Origin of the sequence: Thioclava sp. F36-6, assembly GCF_002020305.1 — a bacterium.
GTDB classification, from domain to species: domain Bacteria; phylum Pseudomonadota; class Alphaproteobacteria; order Rhodobacterales; family Rhodobacteraceae; genus Thioclava; species Thioclava sediminum.
Map to the genome: position 1 here is coordinate 74,591 of NZ_MPZX01000002.1, position 17,650 is coordinate 92,240.

Below are 17,650 nucleotides of genomic sequence, written 5' to 3' on the forward strand. Positions count from 1 at the left end.
AACTCAGGCGTCGGCGGTGCCCAGCATCCGCGCGATCTCGTCCTTCACTGCGGCGCGTTGCTTGCGCAGGTCGGTCTCGGCCAAGCTGTCCATCGGCTCCACATTCGTCTCGGCCCGGTGCACGCGATCGTTGAGCGCGTCGTAATCGTCCAACAATTTTGCAAAATGCGCGTTGGAGATTTTCAACTCGTGAATCCGATCGAGTTTCGTCGGGAATTCTTCTTGCAGCGTGTGCGGCGTATTGGCCATGTCGCTCCCTTTCCTTGCTGTCGGGTCGACATTAGGCCAGCGCGACTCGGCCCACCTTGATGCGCATCAAATCAGCCGCCCGCGCGACGCCATCCTGCGCTTTTTGCGTCGGCTTCCGAACAGAACCACCGCTCGCCCTTGGCCTCGTTGATCCGCGTGGCGGCATAAGCGCGCGTGCCCGGCAGATGATAGAGCCGTCCGCGCCCGGAAATATTGCCTTTGATCGCGCAATTTTCCGGCGGGTTCTGCACCTTGGCGGCTGCACGGACCTTTGCGGGCCGCTGCGCTGCGCCCTGCCAGACACCGAGGCCCGCGCGCCGCGCCCGCTCCTCCTGCGACACGTAATCGCGCGAATATTTCCGATAGGCGAAGGCCGCCCCGCGCGCGACCATCTCGGCATTCAGGTCGCGCCCGCCTGCCCGGCAGACCGCGATCAGCCGCCCGTAGCGATCTTCCTCATCGCCCGAGCAGCGCACCCCCTGCCCCACAAGCCGCTGCAGCTCCGCCGTGGCCGCCCGGCCGCAGGCCCAGCGCACACCCTGCGCCGTCTTGCAGCTCTGCTTCGCCTCCGGCGCGTCGATCCCGAAAAGCCGCACCCGCGTATTCGCGACCACCAGCGTATCGCCATCGACGACGCGCGGCAGACCGGTCACCGTGGCCGCCGAGAGCTGCGATGCGGCGGGCACCGCCAGAAGAACGAGGAGTGAACAAATCCTTAACATGCCCCAGATATCGGCGGAACTGATCTCGCACGCAACAGATTTCGTAGCCGATTGGTAAACGCGAAACTTGGGAGCCCCACATGTCCGACGCACTCAACCTGATCGGCCGCATCCTGATCGCTCTGCTGTTCTTCGGCGGCGCGGTGCAGAAAGTCACCGATCCGCAGATGGTCGAGGAGATGATCGGCTGGCTTGGCCTGCCCGGCTGGCTGGTCTGGCCCGTGGCGCTGTTCAACCTGATCGCAGCGCTCGGCCTGATCTTCGGCCCGAAGGTGCGGGGCTGGGCGCTGATCCTCGCCGCGTATTGCATCTTCACCAGCTGGTTTCACTGGCAGCTGCGCGCCGACCCGTGGCAGGTGACGATCTTCGTGAAAAACTGGGCGATCGCAGGCGGGCTTTTGATTCTCGCAGCGCAGGGGCCGGGACGCTATGCCCTCAGCACCCTGCGCCGCAAGAACGGTTAACTCAGCGCTGCGCCACCTGCCAGTTCGGTGCGACCCACGGTTCGAGGTTCTCGCGCGCGAGCGGCGCGCGACCCAGCAGGTGATCGGCGATCTTCTCGCCCACCATGATCGAGGGCGCGTTCAGGTTGCCATTGGTGATGCGCGGGAAGACCGAGCTGTCGGCGACCCGCAGCCCCTCCACCCCGATCACGCGGCCTTCCGGATCGACGACGGCACTCGGATCGTCCGCCGCCCCCATCTTCGCGGTGCCGCAGGGGTGATAGGCGCTCTCGGCATGCTCGCGGATGAACGCGTCGATCTGCTCATCCGTCTCGACCGCAGCGCCGGGCTGGATCTCGTGCTTCACATGCGCGGCCATCGGCCCTTGGGCAAAGATCTCCCGCGTCAGCCGCACGCATTTGCGAAACTCGGCCCAATCGTCGGGATGGCTCATGTAGTTGAACTTGATCTCCGGCTTGGCCTCGGGATCGCCCGAGCTGAGCCGGACATGCCCACGCGATTTCGAGCGCATCGGCCCGACATGCGCCTGGAAGCCGTGCCCCTCGGCAGCGGCCTTGCCGTCATAGCGCACCGCGATCGGCAGGAAGTGATACTGGATATCCGGGTAGTCGATCCCGGCATCCGAGCGGATGAAGGCGCAGCTCTCGAACTGGTTCGACGCGCCGAGCCCACCCTTGGTGAAGAGCCACTGGGCGCCCACCCGGGCCTTGCCGTAGAGGTTCCAGTATTTGAACAGCGTCACCGGCTGCTTCGCGGCGAATTGCATATAGATCTCAAGGTGATCCTGCAGGTTCGCACCCACACCCGGGCGATCCGCCAGCACCTCGACACCATGTTCGCGCAGATGCTCTGCCGGGCCTACGCCCGACAGCATCAACAGCTTCGGCGTGTTGATAGAGCTGGCCGCCAGCACAACCTCCGAGCTCGCCCGGACTACCTCAATCTGCCCCTTGCGCTTGATCTCGACGCCGACAGCCTTCTTGCCGTCGAAGACGACGCGCCGCGCCAGACCGCGCACGATCCGCAGCTTGCCGGTCTTGAGCGCCGGGCGCAGATAGGCATTGGCCGCCGACCAGCGACGCCCCTTGTAGATCGTGGCCTCCATCGGCCCGAAGCCTTCCTGCTGCTGGCCGTTGTAATCCTCGGTCACCGGGTAGCCCGCCGCCTTGCCCGCCGCGACGAAAGCGTCGAACAGCGGGTTGGCGCGCGGCCCGCGCGTCACATGCAGCGGCCCCGAACGGCCACGCCATTCGGTCTCTTCGCCGCCGTGCCAATGCTCCATCCGCTTGTAATAGGGCAACACATCCGCATAGCCCCAGCCGGTTGCGCCGCTTTCCTCCCAATGGTCGAAATCGCGCGCATGGCCCCGGACATAGACCATGCCGTTGATGCTCGACGAGCCGCCCAGCACCTTGCCGCGCGGAGTCGCCAGACGCCGCCCGCCCAGATGCTCTTCGGGTTCCGACTGAAAGCCCCAGTCGTAGATCCCCATATTCATCGGATAGCTCAGCGCGCCGGGCATCTGGATGAACGGCCCCGCATCCGAGCCGCCATGCTCGATTACCACGACGTCGCGACCCGCTTCCACGAGCCGATACGCCAGCGCCGAGCCACCCGAGCCCGCGCCTACGATCACAAATTCTGCCGAAACACTCATATCTTCCCCTTGGCGGAAATATCCCGGGTGTCGCCGTTTGGTGCGCCATCGGCCCAAAGACCAACCGGCGACGGGCAGCGCCCCCAAGCCTCGTCAAATTCGAACTCAGTACGGGCTCTCGACCGGTCCCATGCCGACATAGACGGATTTGAGCTGCGTATAATGCTCCACCGCCGCGCGCGAATTCTCGCGCCCGAAGCCCGATTGCTTGACCGCGCCGAAGGGCATCTCCACCGGCGTCAGGTTATAGGCGTTGATCCAGGTTGTGCCCGCCTGAAGCTGGCCGACCACACGGTGGCCGCGCGCCAGATCGCCGGTGAACACGCCCGCGGCGAGGCCGAACTGCGTGTCATTGGCCCGCGCGATCGCCTCTTCCTCGGTCTCGAAATCGAGCACCGACATGACGGGGCCGAAAATCTCCTCGCGCGCGATGGTCATGTTGTCGGTGACATCGGCGAAGACCGTGGGCTGCACGAAGAGCGGCCCCTCGTTGCCCGCCGAGCCACCGCAGACCAGCCGCGCGCCCTCGGATTTCGCGCTCTCGACATAGGACATCACCTTGTCGAACTGCGCCTTCGAGATCAGCGGACCGAATTGCGTCGCCTCATCGAGCGGATCGCCCGCGACGATGGTCTCCGTGCGCTCTTTCAGCCGGGCGAGGAATTTCTCCTTGATGCCCTTCTGCACGAAGACCCGCGTCCCGTTGGAACAGATCTGCCCCGAGGAATAGAAATTCCCGAGCATCGCCGCCCCGATCGCGCTTTCGATATCGGCATCGTCGAACACGATCATCGGGGATTTGCCGCCCAACTCCATCGTGACGTGCTTCATGCCTGCCGAGGCCGCCTGATAGACCTTCGCGCCCGTCGGCACCGAGCCCGTCAGCGAGACCTTCGCGATACGCGGATCGGTGGACAGCGCCGCCCCCACCGGGCCGAAGCCCTGCACCACGTTGAAGATTCCCGCGGGCATCCCGGCTTCGATGAAGATCTCGGCGAGCTTCAGCGCGCCCAGCGGCGTCATCTCGGAAGGCTTGAACACCATCGCGTTGCCGGTCGACAGCGCGGGCGCCGATTTCCAGCAGGCGATCTGGCTGGGATAGTTCCACGCGCCGATACCCGCGCAGACGCCGAGCGGCTCGCGGATCGTGTAGGCGAAATCACCGCCCAGCGGCATCGTCTCGCCGGTCAGCGTGGGCGCCAGACCTGCGAAATATTCCAGCGCCTCGGCGCCCGAGGGCCAGTCGGCCTCGCGGGTTTCCTGAATCGGCTTGCCGGTGTCGAGGGTTTCCAGCAGCGCCAGCTCCTCACCACGCTCACGGATGATCGCGACGGCGCGGGTCAGGATGCGGCCGCGCTCGACTGGGCGCAGTGCGGCCCAGTCCTTCTGCGCTTTAACCGCGCCGGAAATCGCGGCGTCGATCACCGCAGGCGTCGCGGCGTGCAGCTTGGCGATCACCTCGCCGGTGCCGGGATAGGTGACGATCAGCTCGTCGCCGTCCGTGTCTTCCATCCAGTCGCCATTGACGAAATGGCTTGCTTTCGGCTGTGCCCTCATTGGTGGACCTCCAATTCTTTTTCCAGATGCGCCAGCACCAGTTCACAGGCGGCCTCGCGGTCGGGTTCGCCCGCGACAAGCGCCGCGCGGATGTAGACGCCGTCGATCATCGCGCCCAAACCCTCGGCCACGGAGCCCGCACGGTCGCCGACCAGCGGACGCAGCCCGTGCATGAGGTTCGAGCGCAGACGGCGCTGATAAATATGCAGCAGGCGCCGGGCTTCGGCGCTCGACTGCGCGAGAACGTAGAAGTTCAGCCACGCGGCGATCGCCTCGTGACGGAACGAGCCAGCCGCGAAAGAGCCCATCACAACTGCGCGAACACGCTCATGCGGGGTCTGCGCCATCGCCATCGCGCCACGGACTTCCGCGCCATAGATCGACAGAATCGACCGCATCGCGGCGAGGAAAATCCGGTCTTTCGACCCGAAATAATGGTGCGCCAGCGCCGAGGACATACCTGCGCGCCGGGCGATCTGCGCGACCGTCACGTCGAGCGATCCCGCCTCGCCCACTGTCTCAATAGTCGCTTTGACCAAGGCAGCGCGCCGTATAGGCTCTGCTCCAAGCTTCGGCATGTGATCGGCCTCCTTCCGGGTGGCTTGCTTGCATGTCGAGCTAGAACATGTTTATTGACTCGTCAATCAACAACCGCATCCCGCGGTTTTTCTTAACGCTGCACAGGGAGAAAAAAGCATGAAACTTCGTTCCACGCTCCTCGCAATGGGGGCTGCGCTCTCGCTCGGACTGGCAGGCACCGCGCCCGCACAGGCCGCCGATTGCTCGAAAGTGACCTTCTCCGATGTCGGCTGGACCGACATCACCTCGACCACCGCGGTCGCGACCACGATCCTCGAAGCGCTCGGCTACGAGACCGACACCAAGGTGCTCTCGGTTCCGGTGACCTACGAGGCGCTCTCGAAGGGCGATGTCGACGTGTTCCTCGGCAACTGGATGCCCTCGATGGCCGCCAACGTGGATCCCTACACCAAGGACGGCACGGTCGAGACGCTCGGCACCAACCTGACCGGCGCGAAATACACGCTCGCGACCAACGCGGCTGGCGCCAAGGCCGGCATCAAGGACTTCTCCGACATCGCCAAGCACGCCGATGAGCTGGACAACCAGATCTACGGCATCGAGCCGGGCAATGACGGCAACGCGCTGATCCTCGACATGATCGACAAGGACGCGTTCGGCCTGAAGGACTTCGACCTGAAGGAAAGCTCCGAGCAGGGCATGCTCGCGCAGGTCGCGCGCGCCGACAAGGCCGACAAGCCGATCATCTTCCTCGCGTGGGAACCCCACCCGATGAACTCCAACTTCGACATCACCTACCTGTCGGGCGGCGATGACTTCTTCGGCCCCGATTACGGCGGTGCGACGGTCATGACCAACGTCCGCGCGGGCTATGTCGACGAGTGCCCGAACCCGGGCAAGTTCGTCTCCAACCTGAAGTTCACCCTCGGGATGGAAAACGAGATCATGGGCAAGATCCTCGACGACGGCGATGATCCCAAAGACGCCGCGAAGGCTTGGCTCAAAGCCAATCCCGATGCCTGGAAAGCCTGGCTCGACGGTGTGACCACGAAGGACGGCGGCGACGCGCAGGCAGCGGTCGAGAAAGCGCTGAACTCGTGAGCCTTCGGGCGAAATATTCGCGCGGGCGACAGGGCATGCCCCTCCGCCCCCGCTTCCCCTCGGTCCGCGCCCTCACCGGCGCGGCCCTTCTCTTCGCGGGGATGATCGCAGCGCCCCTCACCCCGGCGCGCGCCGCGGATTGCCCCGACACCGAGGCTCTGCACGCGGCGGGCGTCACGCTCACCCGCAACACCCCGAAAATGGCGCAGGCCTATCGCTACGAGAACGGCACGCTGACCTCCTACCGGGTCGACGATCCCGAGCTCGGCCGGCCGCCCAAGCGCGAGCGCTACGACCATCCGCTGGCGGTGAGCCTGCAGGAAATGGACGGGCGCAGCTTCGCGCTCCTCTATGACGACGACCCCGCGCGGCTCGACCAACTGCCGCAACTGGGCAACTGGCGCACTCCGGTGAGCCTGAAAGTCGACGGCGAGACCAAGGATCGCGGCACCATCTCCTACGCCTATCGCGGCACCGGCTCGGTGCAGATCGGTGCCTGCCGCTACGATGTCTGGCAGGTCGTCGAACGGATCGCGATGGGCAAGCTGCGCACCGCCTTCCTCAAGGAATTCTCTCCCAAGGCCGGGCTGGTCCTGCGCGTGACCAAGCTCGACCCCGAAACCGGCAAGGCGCAATCGCAAGTCGCCTTCGACCGCATCGAGACGCGCCAGAAATAACAAACCGCAAGGACAGCTATGAACTGGTTGACCGATACCAAAATCCCCGTGGGCAAGACGGCCAAGATCGTGATCGACTGGCTGCAGGACCACGCCGCACCGCTCTTCGACGCGCTCTCCGTAGCGCTCAAGGCGCTGATCGACGCAACGCTCTGGGTGCTGCAAGGCCCCCCGCCCCTTCTCGTGATCCTCGCCTTCGCGGTGATCGCCTACCTGCTGCAGCGCAGCTGGAAGATTTCGCTCCTGGTGATCGTGGGCTTCCTGTTCATCCTCAACCAGGACTACTGGGAGGAAACCACCGAGAGCCTCACCCTCGTGATCGCCGCCTGCGTGGTCTGCATGGGCATCGGCGTGCCGATCGGCATCGCCGCCGCCCACCGCCCGCGCCTCTATTCGGTGCTGCAGCCGGTACTCGACCTGATGCAGACGCTGCCGGCCTTCGTCTACCTGATCCCGGCCATCGTCTTCTTCGGCATCGGCATGGTGCCCGGCCTGATCGCGACCGTGATCTTCGTGCTGCCCGCGCCGATCCGCCTGACCCATCTGGGCGTCTCCTCGACGCCCGATACGCTGACCGAGGCCGCCCAATCCTTCGGCGCGACCAAGAGCCAGCTTCTGTGGAAGGTCGAACTGCCCTATGCCACCCCGCAAATCATGGCCGGTCTGAACCAGACGATCATGCTCTCGCTCTCGATGGTCGTGGTGGCCGCGCTTGTCGGCGCTGACGGCCTCGGCGTGCCAGTCGTGCGCGCGCTCAACACCGTCAACACGGCGCTCGGCTTCGAGTCCGGCTTCGTGATCGTCGTCGTCGCCATCATCCTTGACCGCATGCTGCGCCGCGGAGGTTCGAAATGACCCAGACCAAAGCCAAAACGGCCGTCAAATTCGACAATGTCTCCATCGTCTTCGGCGACCGCCCGCAAGAGGCCCTGCCGCTGATGGATGAAGGCCTGTCGCGCCCCGAGATTCAGGAGCGCACCGATCAGGTTCTGGGCGTGCATGACTGCTCGGTCGAGGTGCCCGAAGGCGAGATTCTCGTGCTGATGGGCCTCTCGGGCTCGGGCAAATCGACGCTGCTGCGCGCGGTGAACGGGCTGAACCCGGTCGTGCGCGGTCAGGTCGAGGTGCATGACGGCGAGCGTCTCGTCGACGTCACCCATGCCGACCCCGCGACCTTGCGCAAAATGCGCCTCAACAAGATCGCGATGGTCTTCCAGCAATTCGGCCTGCTGCCCTGGCGGACCGTGCGCGAGAATGTGGGCCTCGGCCTCGAACTCGCCGGCATGAGCAAGGCGGAACGCCGCAAGAAGGTCGACACCCAGCTGGAACTGGTGGGCCTGTCGGACTGGGCCGACCGTCAGGTGGCAGAGCTGTCGGGCGGCATGCAGCAGCGCGTGGGCCTCGCCCGCGCCTTCGCCACCGACGCGCCGATCCTTCTGATGGACGAGCCCTTCTCCGCGCTCGACCCGCTGATCCGCACCAAGCTGCAGGACGAGTTGCTGGAGCTGCAGACCAAGCTCAAGCGAACGATCATCTTCGTCAGCCACGACCTCGACGAAGCCTTCAAGATCGGCAACCGGATCGCGCTGATGGAAGGCGGCCGGATCGTGCAATGCGGCACCGCGCGCGACATCATCGCCAAGCCCGCCAACGGCTATGTGGCCGATTTCGTGGCCCATATGAACCCGCTCGGCGTGCTGACCGCCGAGGATATCGCCGATCCCGTCGGCACGCCCACCGGCGACGCCACCGGCGCGCCGATGCCCGCCGACGCGCCCGTGCGCGACGTGATGGAGCGGCTGCGCTACGAGCCTGCGGTGCCGCTCACCGATGGCCGTGTCGTGACCCGCGAGGGCGTCATCACGCGGCTCATCGACCCCCAGCGCAGCGCCGAGGCGAGCTGAGGGACGCTTCGCGGAGGATATTTTGACCAAGCCGAAACCAAGGCGCGCGCGCCCCTTCGGCTTGGCTCAAATATCCCCGCCGGAGGCATCCGACATTTGCAGAAAAGCGCCGCGCTGTCAGATCTTGGTGGCAGGCGGAGGCGGCGTCACCCGGCGTTTGAGCTGCGCCTCGCGGAAGGTCATGTAGCTGACCGAGGCGATGATGATCGCACCGCCGAGGATCACGTAAGGGTCCGGGCGCTCGCCGAAAATCGACCAGCCCGCAATCGCCGCCCAGACCAGTTGCAGGAAGATGACCGGCTGCGTCACCGTCACAGGCGCCGCGGCGAAGGCTCGCGTCATGCAGTAATGCCCGCCCGTCGCGAACACTGCCACCGCGCCCAGCCAAAGCGTCTCCGACAGCGTGATCGGCTCCCATTTCCAGATCGCCACCGGGGCGAGCGCCACCGTCACCACCAGCGTCATCATCGCGACCACCGTGCCCGCGGGGACGTAATCGGTCAGCCGCTTCGCGGCGAGATAGGCGCCGCCGAAGAACAGCGCCGCGCCAAGCTGGGCGAGATGGCCCGGCTCGATCGCGCGCATCCCCGGGCGCAGGATGATCAGCGCGCCGATCAGCGCGACGACCACCGCCGTCACGCGCCGCCATGCCAGCCCCTCGCCCAGCAGGAGCGCGCCGCCCACCGTCACCACGATCGGGTTGAGATAGTTGATCGCAGTGACATCGGCGATCGGGATATTGCTCATCGCGAAGAACCACAGCCCCACCGCCACCGCGTGCAGGAGACCGCGCACCCCGAACAGCGCCCAGACCTGAGGCGGAAACTTCTGGCGCAGGATGCGGGCCAACGCGGGCGCGAAGAAGATCAGCCCCCACAGGAAGCGCACGAAGGCCGATTGCGCGGCGGGCACCTGATCGCCCAGCCAGTGAACGATGATGTTCACCATCACGAAACAGGCGGTGGTGGCGAGCATCCACAGGATGCCGATCAGCGGTTTGTTGGGTCTGTCTTGCGCGGTCATGACACCTCTTGGACGCTGGTTCGGCACCGCGCGCAAGGGGCGGCTTTGTGTCGGTTATAATGCGCCCGCGGCGAGCTTCCAGGCGATAGAGCCCATCAGCACCGCGATCAGCGCATCGAGCACCCGCCACGCGCTCTCCTTGGCGAAAAGCGGTGCCAGAAGCCGCGCGCCATAGGCCAGTGCGAAGAAGAACACGAAGGAGGCCACGATCGCACCCGTAGCGAAGCTGATCCGCGCGCCTGCGAACTGCGCCGAGACCGCGCCCAAGAGCACCACCGTATCAAGCCAGACATGCGGGTTCGCCCAAGTGAAGGCCGCCACTGTCACGAGCACGGCGCGCAGGGACGGCGCGCTGCCTGCGCTCGGGTCGAGATGCTCGCCGCCCCGGATCGCCGCCCATACGGAGCGGATCGCATACCAGCTGAGAAAGACAACACCGCCCCAGCGCAGCGTCTCCGGCAGCCATGGCAGCGCCGTGGAGGCGGCAGCGAAGCCCGACACACCGAGCGCGATCAGCACCGCATCGGAAAGCGCACAGAACAGCGCCACCGCGAAAACATGCTCGCGCCGCAGCCCCTGACGCAGCACGAAAGCGTTTTGCGCGCCGATCGCCACGATCAGCCCGAGCCCCAGTTTCAGCCCCGCCCAGAATGCCACCAATTCCATCCGCCTCACCCCCAGTCTTCACAGAGACGCTTCTCAGTGCCGGGGCGTGCGTATAAGTTCAACTTAATTAAACTAACTCTGTATAAGTAAAACTTATGTTCGACTATGCCGCGCTGGATGCGCTCGCCACCGTGATCGAGACCGGAAGCTTCGAGGCCGCGAGCGCGCGGCTCGGGGTGTCGCAATCCGCCGTCTCGCAACGCGTCCGTCAGCTGGAGGAACGCATGGGCGCGGTTCTGGTGATCCGCGCCATGCCCTGCCGCGCGACCGAGGATGGCGCGCGGCTGATCGCCCATCTGCGCGAGGTGGCGCTTCTGGAAACCGAGCTTGCGCCCTCCGAGACCCCGCCGGTTTTGCGCATCGCGGTGAATGCGGACAGCCTCGCGACTTGGGTGCTGCCCGCGCTGGCCGAGGTCGAGGGTGTGCGTTTCGATCTGGTGATCGACGATCAAGACCATTCGGCGGGGCTGTTGCGCCGCGGTGAGGTCGCGGGCGCGATCACTGCCGACGAGGGGCCGATTGCGGGCTGCGACAGCGTGAGCCTCGGGCGGCTGCGCTATATCGCGACGGCGAGCCCGGATTTCGTCGCGCGCTATTTCCCGGACCGGATCGACCGGCACTCCTTGCGCGCGGCCCCTGCCCTGCAATTCAACGCCAAGGATCGGCTGCAGGACCGCTGGGCCTCGATGATCGCGGGCATGCCGATGGGGCTGCGCGCGCATCGTATCGGCTCGACCGAAGGTTTCGTGGGGGCCTGTCTGCGCGGCATGGGCTGGGGGCTGAACCCAGAGGCGCTGGTGCGCGCGCATCTGGAAAGCGGCGCGCTGGAACGGCTGGGCCCCGCGCCGATCGACGTGCCGCTCTACTGGCAGAGCGCAAGGCGGCTGAAAGCCCCGCTCGCGCCGCTGACCAAAGCGCTGCGGCAGGCGGCGAAAGCGGTGTTGTTGTAAGGGGTCAGGAAGGGGTTGATCCGGCAGAGCGTCCCAACGGCCTGAGCGCACGCATGGCCCACGACCAACGCGGCGCGCATAGTGACGCATATCCCGCAGGCCCGTCAGGAGGAGAGACGCCCATGGAGCTACCCGATTTCATTCAGGCTTTTCCCGCCCTCGACCTGCCCTTTCCCGAAGATCAGGTACGCAGCCACGCGATCCGCTCGGAGGCGGGGCTGGTGGTGTTCCTGCACTTCCTCACCGATTTCGAGCTTCCGCCCCATGCGCATAAGGCCCAGTGGGGCACGGTGATCGAAGGCGAAGCGGAACTGACCATCGCAGGCGAGACCCGGATCTATCGCCCCGGCGAGAGCTACGACATCCCCGCCGGCGCGGAACATTCGGCACGGCTCAAGGCGGGGACGAAAGTGATCGACGCCTTCGAGGAGGCCGATCGCTATCCGCTGAAAGCCTGAGGAAAGGCGCTCAGACCCGGATCACCGAGACGCTCTGGTTGATCAGCATCGCGGGGGCCTGCGATTCCATGAAGGCCACGTCATAGGCATCGCGCCCCACCGCGACCAGCGCCATGTTCTCGGGCCCGCACATGCCGGTCGCATCGACCATATGCCATGCGCCATCGAGCCAGACCTCGGCCACGGCGTGGAAGTCCTGCGGCCACACATCCGGCCCGTAGGAGGACGCCATCCGCGCCGGGATCTGCGCCGCGCGCACCATCGCGCAGAACAGATGCGCGTAGTCGCGGCAGACCCCTGCCCGGCCCGCGAAGGTCTCGAGCACGTTGGTGTCGCTGTCGGACGCGCCGGGCACGTAAGACAGGTTCTTCTCGATCCAGTCGCGGATCGCGGCCACTTTCGCCCCGCCCTGCAGATCGCCGAAACGCTTGCTCACGAAGGAGACGAACTTGTCCGACTGCACGTAGCGCGAGGGCCGGATATAGGGCGCGGCCTCGGCGGGCAGCTCGTGCAGCTGCGCCGCCCGCATCTGCGTCAGGTCGATCGCCGGACGCGTGATGTCGATCAGCGCCTGATAATGCAGCGTCATCTGCGTGCCGACCTGCGCCCAGATCCGCTCGCCCACGCCGCAATCGCCCGCGATCCGGCCCACGCTCGCATCGCCGAGATTCATCGATGCGCTGACGATTTCCTGCCCCGGAGCCTGCGCCGCTTCGAGCACCAGCGCGACCGTATTCGGCTGCGGGAACTGGTATTGCATCTGCACGTCGACGGAAATGCGCATGGCGGCTCCTTCTCTCGGGATTCAGGTGGTGTCACTGGGATGGAGCGCGCCGCGTAACAGAGACACGTCGGTGGGGAAAGGGGGGCGCCGAGGGTTTGGTTCCCTATCGCACGCCGGAAAGCCGAACCCGCTGGACCGGGCTGGTCGTGCGCCTCGAGACCGTCCATGATACAGGTGCGAAAACGCCCCGGGACAAAAAGGTGAGTAATGGCGCCCAACGATAGCTACAGACCGGCTTGCCTGCTCGTCTTTTCCACCCAGAGGACCGGCAGTTCGCTGCTTTGCGACTATCTGCAACGCGCGGGTTTGGGAAAAGCGGGCGAATTTTTCCTGCTTATGATGCGCAGCAAACCCCGCAATGAGATCACACCTGCGGATTTCTTCGCCGCGGCTGAAATGGGGCGTGGCGAAAACGGGACCTCGGCGATCAACGTGATGTCGAACCAGCTTGCTCCGATCGCGGAAGCCTTTTTCGGCAAACCGGCCTATGAGGCTTTGGAGCCGGAGGCGGCTCACGCACAGTTCATCGGCGCCTATGCAAAAATCTTCGGATCGAGCGCCTATCTGCGCATCTCTCGCAGCGACCGCGTCGCGCAGGCGGTCTCGCGTCTCGTGCATCGAAAGAGCGGCGTCGCCCATGTGAAAGCCGGAGAGGCGCAACGCACGCCGAACCACAAAGCCGGCAGCGGCGATCCGGTCGACGAGATCACCGGGTCGGACCTTGCCCACGAAATCTTTCGGATCGATCAGGACGAAGCCCATCTCGATGCGGTTCTTGCGCAACTCGACCAGCCCGTTTGCGACCTCACCTATGAAGACCTGACCGAAGCCCCGGAGCGGCAGTTTCAGGCCATCTGGCAGTTTTTCGGCTGGGGTAATTTCGACATGCCCTTGCGCACGGACCACACGAAGGTGACCAAGACCGCGGATCTCACCGTTCTGCGGACGAAACTTGCCGCCTATCTGGGGGCCGATCCGGAGAGCAGCGATGCGGACCTGCTCGCGCTGTGCCGGGCCCGCAATGCGCAGGAAGGTCACGGCCCCCGCAGCGCGAAACGAACTGGCGGCCTGAGCAGGCTCCTGCGACGCGGCGCACGCTCGCGCGCATGAAAAAGGCGCCACGAGGGCGCCTTCTCAAGCTCTGGAAGCAAACGCAGGCTTACGCGTCGATCTTGACGAGTTCCACGTCGAAGGTCAGCGCCTTGCCGGCGAGCGGGTGGTTCGCGTCGAGAACGAGTTCTTTCTCGTTCGCCTCGGCGACGGTGACGTTCACGGTCTGACCGTCCTGGGTCTGAACCTGAAGCTGGGTGCCCGGCTCGGTCGGGATGTCGTCGGGGATGTTCGCGCGGTCGACCGACTGCATGCGCTCGGGGTGATGCTCGCCATAGGCCTCTGCGGGCTCGACGCGCACGGTGCGCTTTTCGCCCTCTTCCATGCCGGTCACGCCCTTGTCGAGGCCGGGGATGATCTGGCCGGAGCCGAGCGTGAAGGACAGCGGGTCGCGGCCTTCCGAGCTATCGAAGACGGAGCCGTCGTCGAGTTTGCCGGTGTAATGAAGATGCAGGGTGTCGCCAGCCTTTGCCTGGGTCATGGTGATATCCTTTCGCGGGGAGATGAATTTGCCGAGGCCACGGGGTTACGCGGGTGCTCGGAGCGTCACGCGACAAACTGGGGGTTCTGACCCGGAATGTAAACCGGGGGACAGGAAATCGGGCGGTTTCGGGCCGCTTGGGACGCAAAAAGCGCCCCGGAGGGCGCTTTTGACGATTTTCAGGGCATTGGGCCTTACAGCTGCGCTGCGACCTCTTCGGGCACGTCGAAATTGGCGGTGACGGATTGCACGTCGTCATCGTCTTCGAGCGTGTCGATCAGCTTCATCAGCTTCTGGGCGGTCTCGAGGTCGACCTCGGTGCGGTTCTGGGGCTTCCAGATCAGCTTGGCTTCCTCGGCCTCGCCCAGTTCCTTCTCCAGCGCGTCGGAGACATCCGAGAGGTCTTCCATCGTGCAATAGATCCAGTGGCCTTCGTCGTCGCTCTCGACGTCTTCGGCGCCCGCCTCAATGGCGGCCATCAGCACGGTTTCGGCATCGCCCACGGAGGCGGGATAGATGATCTCGCCCATCCGGTCGAACATGAAGGACACCGAACCGGTGGTGCCCAGATTGCCGCCGTTCTTGGTGAAGGTGGAGCGCACGTTCGACGCGGTGCGGTTGAGGTTGTCGGTCATCGCCTCGACGATCACCGCGATGCCCTCGGGGCCGTAGCCCTCGTAGCGGATCTCCGTGTAGTCATCGCCGTCGCCCGCTTGCGATTTCTTGATCGCGCGGTCGATCACGTCTTTCGGCATCGACTGGGACTTGGCCGCTTTCACGGCGAGACGCAGGCGCGGGTTCTTCTCGGGATCGGGGTCGCCCATCTTGGCGGCGACCGTGATCTCCTTCGAGAGCTTGGAAAACATCTTCGAGCGCGCCGCATCCTGCTTGCCCTTGCGGTGCTGGATGTTGGCCCATTTTGAGTGGCCTGCCATGGGTATCTCCGTTCGGAATAGTCGCGAAATCGACCCCGTATAGTGCGCAACGGGGGGATGATTCAAGATAGATGGGTTGCGGGCGGTGCCGGACGCCCGCCATTGCCGATCAATGCGGCAGCTTGAGGACCCCGTCGGGCTGGCTGCGCGAGGGGATCGGCTCGGGCGTCTTGAAGCTCCAGCGGCGGCCTTGCGCGTCCTTCAGCGTGACCTCGGCATAGGGCTGGAAGATATTGCCGACCGCGACGCCGCCGAGATAGCTCGGCTCGAACCGGGTCACCTGATAGCGCATCGGATGCGGGCACCCGGCCAGATCGCCGGTATACTGGCCCGAGATATTCGCGTGGCAGACCGTGCCGTCGATGAAGGAGACACGCATCACCGTGCCCTGAAAGGTCACCCGGTCGGGCCAGGAGGGCGCGCGGGTGCCCTGCCCCGGCACGCAGGCGGCGAGCGCGAGCGGTGCGAGAAGCGACAGGGCGGCGAGACGGGCGGCAAAGCGCATGGGGGAACCTCCTCAGAAAGGCCAGATCAGCGGGATCAGCAGGCAGGCGGTCAACCCGGTCACGATATCCATCGGGATGCCGACGCGCAGGAAATCGGTGAACTTATAGCCACCGGGGCCATAGATCATCATGTGAGTCTGATACCCGATCGGGGTCGCGAAGGCCACCGAGGCCGAGAACATCACCGCCACCGCGAAGGGCCGCGGATCGAGCCCGAGGGCAGCAGCCAGCGAGATCGCGATCGGGGTGTAGATCACCGCGACCGCGTTATTCGACAGCAACTCGGTCATGACGAGACCGAGGAAATAGACCACGATCAGCGCGAGCTGCGGCGGCAGCATCTTCAGGAAGGGCGCCACGCCCGAGACGATCAGCTGGACCGCGCCGGAATGCTCCAACCCCGCGCCGACCACGAGCATCGCGAAGATCAGCGCAAGCAGGCGGCCCTCGATGAAGGTGAAGGCCTCGTCGGTATCGATGCAGCGGGTGACGAGGATGCCCGCCACCGCCACCATCGCGAGCGCGAGGATCGGGGCCACGCCAAGCGCTGCGAAGATCACCACCGCGCCGAGCGCGCCCATGGCAAGCGGCAGATGCGAGCGGCGATAGGCGCGCGCCTGCGGTTTGGACACGTCCACGAGGTCCATGTCAGAGGCCAGACGCGCGATATCCTCGGGCGCGCCTTCAAGCAGCAGCGTATCGCCCACCACCACGATCAGATCGTCGAGCTGGCGCCCGATATTCTGGTTCCGGCGGTGCGCGGCCAGCGTATAGACGCCGTAGCGGCGGCGCAGGCGCATATCGCCCAGACGCTGCCCGATCATCCTGCAGCCGGGCGAGATCAGCACCTCCACCGTCTCGGTCTGCACCGAGGACAGCTTGTCGACCATGCGCAGGTCGCGGTTCTTCTGCATCCCCAGAAGCTCTTCCATCTCGGAGCGCAGAACCACGCGGTCGCCCGCCATCAGCTCGACCGAGGCGAGATCGCGGCGCAGCGACGCATCGCCGCGCAGCACGTCGATCACCCGCACGCCCTCGCGCTTGAACGTGTCGGTCTCGAGCACCGACTCGCCGATCAGCCCGCTTTCCTCCGGGATCGCGACCTCGGTGAAATATTTCATCTTCGGACGGTCGCCGAGCATGAAGGAGAGCGATTGCCGCTCGGGGATCAGCTTCGGCGCGAAGATCGCGAGGAACGTCCCGCCGACCAGACAGATCGCGAAGCCCAGAGGGGCGATCTCGAAGATCGTGAAGGGCTCCATCCCCCGCCCCCGCACGACGCCATCGACGAGAATGTTGGTCGAGGTACCGATCAGGGTGATCATGCCGCCCATCACCGTGACATAGCTCAGCGGCATCAAGAGCCGCGACGGCGAGAGGTTCAGCTTGCGCGCGACCTGAATGAAGACCGGGATCATCACCGCGACGACCGGCGTGTTGTTCATCACGGCGCTTGCGAACATCGTGACCCCGAACATCAGGAGCACGGTCAGCTTCGGGTTCTGGTCGATCCGCGATTCCGCATAGCGCGTCATCGCGTCGAGCGCGCCGGTGCGAACCAGGGCGCCGACGATCAGGAACATGAAGGCGATGGTCCAGGGCGCCGGGTTCGACAGAATCGCGGCGGCGTTCTCGTAGGGCACGAATCCGAAGATCAGCATCAGGGCCGCGCCCGCCATGGCGGTGACCTCTGGCGGCCACGTCTCGCGGACGAACATGACGAACATCCACCCCACGACGAGAAGGGCCGCGACGGCGGTCTCGGTGCCGGTGAAGGGCAGTTGGATCATGTCAGGCTCTCGCGTAAGCGCATCGGCCCGATACTATCGACACGTGTTGCACGAGCAAGCGCGCTCTGTCCGCGGC

General features: G+C 65.3%; 20 protein-coding genes. 8 read left to right on the forward strand and 12 right to left on the reverse strand.

Annotated elements, in window-relative coordinates; all coding sequences use genetic code 11:
- Positions 1 to 3: 3 nt before the first annotated feature.
- Together BMI88_RS07490 and BMI88_RS07495 are read right to left on the reverse strand one after the other, a co-directional pair.
- Positions 4 to 249, reverse strand: a complete 246-nt coding sequence (locus BMI88_RS07490; RefSeq protein ID WP_078542708.1) for a YdcH family protein — start codon at positions 247 to 249, stop codon at positions 4 to 6.
- A 71-nt stretch (positions 250 to 320) separates the two neighbouring features.
- Complete coding sequence (locus BMI88_RS07495) at positions 321 to 971, reverse strand: thermonuclease family protein (RefSeq protein ID WP_078547486.1); 651 nt, start codon at positions 969 to 971, stop codon at positions 321 to 323.
- Between the two features lie 80 nt (positions 972 to 1,051).
- On the opposite strand from BMI88_RS07495, the gene BMI88_RS07500 reads away from it, so the two are divergent.
- Positions 1,052 to 1,435, forward strand: coding sequence for a DoxX family protein (locus BMI88_RS07500; RefSeq protein ID WP_078547488.1), 384 nt, complete (start codon positions 1,052 to 1,054; stop codon positions 1,433 to 1,435).
- A 1-nt stretch (position 1,436) separates the two neighbouring features.
- On the opposite strand, the gene betA is transcribed toward BMI88_RS07500, so the two are convergent.
- From betA to betI, 3 genes are all read right to left on the reverse strand, one after another.
- Positions 1,437 to 3,092, reverse strand: coding sequence for a choline dehydrogenase (gene betA / locus BMI88_RS07505; protein WP_078547490.1), 1,656 nt, complete (start codon positions 3,090 to 3,092; stop codon positions 1,437 to 1,439).
- 105 nt (positions 3,093 to 3,197) lie between these two features.
- The gene (betB, locus tag BMI88_RS07510; protein ID WP_078547492.1) at positions 3,198 to 4,649 is read right to left on the reverse strand and encodes a betaine-aldehyde dehydrogenase; all 1,452 of its coding nucleotides are present in this window, start codon (positions 4,647 to 4,649) and stop codon (positions 3,198 to 3,200) included.
- Positions 4,646 to 5,227: a transcriptional regulator BetI gene (gene betI, locus BMI88_RS07515; RefSeq protein ID WP_078542703.1), complete on the reverse strand. Its 582-nt coding sequence runs from the start codon at positions 5,225 to 5,227 to the stop codon at positions 4,646 to 4,648. The genes betB and betI overlap by 4 nt, the downstream gene beginning before the upstream one ends.
- Positions 5,228 to 5,345: 118 nt before the next feature.
- Between betI and BMI88_RS07520 the strand changes: the two genes are divergently transcribed.
- From BMI88_RS07520 to choV, 4 genes are read left to right on the forward strand one after another with little or no spacing between them, the layout of a single operon-like run.
- Positions 5,346 to 6,290: a choline ABC transporter substrate-binding protein gene (locus BMI88_RS07520; RefSeq protein WP_078522864.1), complete on the forward strand. Its 945-nt coding sequence runs from the start codon at positions 5,346 to 5,348 to the stop codon at positions 6,288 to 6,290.
- Between the two features lie 35 nt (positions 6,291 to 6,325).
- Positions 6,326 to 6,967 (forward strand): hypothetical protein, encoded by a 642-nt coding sequence (locus BMI88_RS07525; RefSeq protein ID WP_146673516.1) that lies wholly within the window; start codon positions 6,326 to 6,328, stop codon positions 6,965 to 6,967.
- Between the two features lie 18 nt (positions 6,968 to 6,985).
- Positions 6,986 to 7,822 carry a choline ABC transporter permease subunit gene (choW, locus tag BMI88_RS07530; protein ID WP_078547496.1) on the forward strand — a complete coding sequence of 279 codons (837 nt, stop codon included), beginning with the start codon at positions 6,986 to 6,988 and terminating at the stop codon, positions 7,820 to 7,822.
- Positions 7,819 to 8,871, forward strand: coding sequence for a choline ABC transporter ATP-binding protein (choV, locus tag BMI88_RS07535; RefSeq protein WP_078547498.1), 1,053 nt, complete (start codon positions 7,819 to 7,821; stop codon positions 8,869 to 8,871). Before choW ends, choV begins: the two co-directional genes overlap by 4 nt.
- A gap of 117 nt (positions 8,872 to 8,988) precedes the next feature.
- Here choV and BMI88_RS07540 read toward each other — a convergent pair whose 3' ends face one another.
- Positions 8,989 to 9,894 (reverse strand): DMT family transporter, encoded by a 906-nt coding sequence (locus tag BMI88_RS07540; protein WP_078547500.1) that lies wholly within the window; start codon positions 9,892 to 9,894, stop codon positions 8,989 to 8,991.
- A gap of 54 nt (positions 9,895 to 9,948) precedes the next feature.
- Positions 9,949 to 10,560: a LysE/ArgO family amino acid transporter gene (locus tag BMI88_RS07545; protein WP_078547503.1), complete on the reverse strand. Its 612-nt coding sequence runs from the start codon at positions 10,558 to 10,560 to the stop codon at positions 9,949 to 9,951.
- 95 nt (positions 10,561 to 10,655) lie between these two features.
- On the opposite strand from BMI88_RS07545, the gene BMI88_RS07550 reads away from it, so the two are divergent.
- Entirely contained in the window at positions 10,656 to 11,510 is an 855-nt protein-coding gene (locus BMI88_RS07550) for a LysR family transcriptional regulator ArgP (RefSeq protein ID WP_078547505.1), read from the forward strand.
- A gap of 122 nt (positions 11,511 to 11,632) precedes the next feature.
- Positions 11,633 to 11,968, forward strand: coding sequence for a cupin domain-containing protein (locus BMI88_RS07555; RefSeq protein WP_078547507.1), 336 nt, complete (start codon positions 11,633 to 11,635; stop codon positions 11,966 to 11,968).
- 10 nt (positions 11,969 to 11,978) lie between these two features.
- Here the strand turns inward: BMI88_RS07555 and BMI88_RS07560 are convergent, their stop codons facing one another.
- Positions 11,979 to 12,752, reverse strand: a complete 774-nt coding sequence (locus BMI88_RS07560; RefSeq protein ID WP_078547510.1) for a transglutaminase family protein — start codon at positions 12,750 to 12,752, stop codon at positions 11,979 to 11,981.
- A gap of 207 nt (positions 12,753 to 12,959) precedes the next feature.
- On the opposite strand from BMI88_RS07560, the gene BMI88_RS07565 reads away from it, so the two are divergent.
- A complete protein-coding gene (locus BMI88_RS07565) occupies positions 12,960 to 13,862 on the forward strand; it encodes a Stf0 family sulfotransferase (protein WP_078547513.1) in 903 nt (300 codons plus the stop codon).
- 49 nt (positions 13,863 to 13,911) lie between these two features.
- Here the strand turns inward: BMI88_RS07565 and BMI88_RS07570 are convergent, their stop codons facing one another.
- The 4 genes from BMI88_RS07570 to BMI88_RS07585 all read right to left on the reverse strand — a co-directional run bounded on the left by BMI88_RS07570 (position 13,912) and on the right by BMI88_RS07585 (position 17,574).
- On the reverse strand, positions 13,912 to 14,343 hold the full coding sequence (locus BMI88_RS07570; protein WP_078522873.1) for a peptidylprolyl isomerase: 432 nt from the start codon (positions 14,341 to 14,343) through the stop codon (positions 13,912 to 13,914).
- Between the two features lie 194 nt (positions 14,344 to 14,537).
- Positions 14,538 to 15,278: a YebC/PmpR family DNA-binding transcriptional regulator gene (locus tag BMI88_RS07575; RefSeq protein ID WP_078522874.1), complete on the reverse strand. Its 741-nt coding sequence runs from the start codon at positions 15,276 to 15,278 to the stop codon at positions 14,538 to 14,540.
- Between the two features lie 109 nt (positions 15,279 to 15,387).
- Positions 15,388 to 15,783 carry a hypothetical protein gene (locus tag BMI88_RS07580; RefSeq protein ID WP_078547516.1) on the reverse strand — a complete coding sequence of 132 codons (396 nt, stop codon included), beginning with the start codon at positions 15,781 to 15,783 and terminating at the stop codon, positions 15,388 to 15,390.
- 12 nt (positions 15,784 to 15,795) lie between these two features.
- On the reverse strand, positions 15,796 to 17,574 hold the full coding sequence (locus BMI88_RS07585) for an SLC13 family permease (RefSeq protein ID WP_078547519.1): 1,779 nt from the start codon (positions 17,572 to 17,574) through the stop codon (positions 15,796 to 15,798).
- Between the last annotated feature and the right edge of the window lie 76 nt (positions 17,575 to 17,650).

Coding starts and splice junctions, on each gene's coding strand:
- BMI88_RS07545 (WP_078547503.1), bottom strand. CDS start 10,560: ATGGAATTGGTGGCATTCTGGGCGGGGCTGAAACTGGGGCTCGGGCTG.
- BMI88_RS07525 (WP_146673516.1), top strand. CDS start 6,326: ATGCCCCTCCGCCCCCGCTTCCCCTCGGTCCGCGCCCTCACCGGCGCG.
- betB (WP_078547492.1), bottom strand. CDS start 4,649: ATGAGGGCACAGCCGAAAGCAAGCCATTTCGTCAATGGCGACTGGATG.
- choV (WP_078547498.1), top strand. CDS start 7,819: ATGACCCAGACCAAAGCCAAAACGGCCGTCAAATTCGACAATGTCTCC.
- betI (WP_078542703.1), bottom strand. CDS start 5,227: ATGCCGAAGCTTGGAGCAGAGCCTATACGGCGCGCTGCCTTGGTCAAA.
- BMI88_RS07575 (WP_078522874.1), bottom strand. CDS start 15,278: ATGGCAGGCCACTCAAAATGGGCCAACATCCAGCACCGCAAGGGCAAG.
- BMI88_RS07520 (WP_078522864.1), top strand. CDS start 5,346: ATGAAACTTCGTTCCACGCTCCTCGCAATGGGGGCTGCGCTCTCGCTC.
- BMI88_RS07585 (WP_078547519.1), bottom strand. CDS start 17,574: ATGATCCAACTGCCCTTCACCGGCACCGAGACCGCCGTCGCGGCCCTT.
- BMI88_RS07540 (WP_078547500.1), bottom strand. CDS start 9,894: ATGACCGCGCAAGACAGACCCAACAAACCGCTGATCGGCATCCTGTGG.
- BMI88_RS07550 (WP_078547505.1), top strand. CDS start 10,656: ATGTTCGACTATGCCGCGCTGGATGCGCTCGCCACCGTGATCGAGACC.
- BMI88_RS07500 (WP_078547488.1), top strand. CDS start 1,052: ATGTCCGACGCACTCAACCTGATCGGCCGCATCCTGATCGCTCTGCTG.
- BMI88_RS07495 (WP_078547486.1), bottom strand. CDS start 971: ATGTTAAGGATTTGTTCACTCCTCGTTCTTCTGGCGGTGCCCGCCGCA.
- BMI88_RS07555 (WP_078547507.1), top strand. CDS start 11,633: ATGGAGCTACCCGATTTCATTCAGGCTTTTCCCGCCCTCGACCTGCCC.
- BMI88_RS07560 (WP_078547510.1), bottom strand. CDS start 12,752: ATGCGCATTTCCGTCGACGTGCAGATGCAATACCAGTTCCCGCAGCCG.
- BMI88_RS07565 (WP_078547513.1), top strand. CDS start 12,960: ATGGCGCCCAACGATAGCTACAGACCGGCTTGCCTGCTCGTCTTTTCC.
- BMI88_RS07580 (WP_078547516.1), bottom strand. CDS start 15,783: ATGCGCTTTGCCGCCCGTCTCGCCGCCCTGTCGCTTCTCGCACCGCTC.
- betA (WP_078547490.1), bottom strand. CDS start 3,092: ATGAGTGTTTCGGCAGAATTTGTGATCGTAGGCGCGGGCTCGGGTGGC.
- BMI88_RS07570 (WP_078522873.1), bottom strand. CDS start 14,343: ATGACCCAGGCAAAGGCTGGCGACACCCTGCATCTTCATTACACCGGC.
- choW (WP_078547496.1), top strand. CDS start 6,986: ATGAACTGGTTGACCGATACCAAAATCCCCGTGGGCAAGACGGCCAAG.
- BMI88_RS07490 (WP_078542708.1), bottom strand. CDS start 249: ATGGCCAATACGCCGCACACGCTGCAAGAAGAATTCCCGACGAAACTC.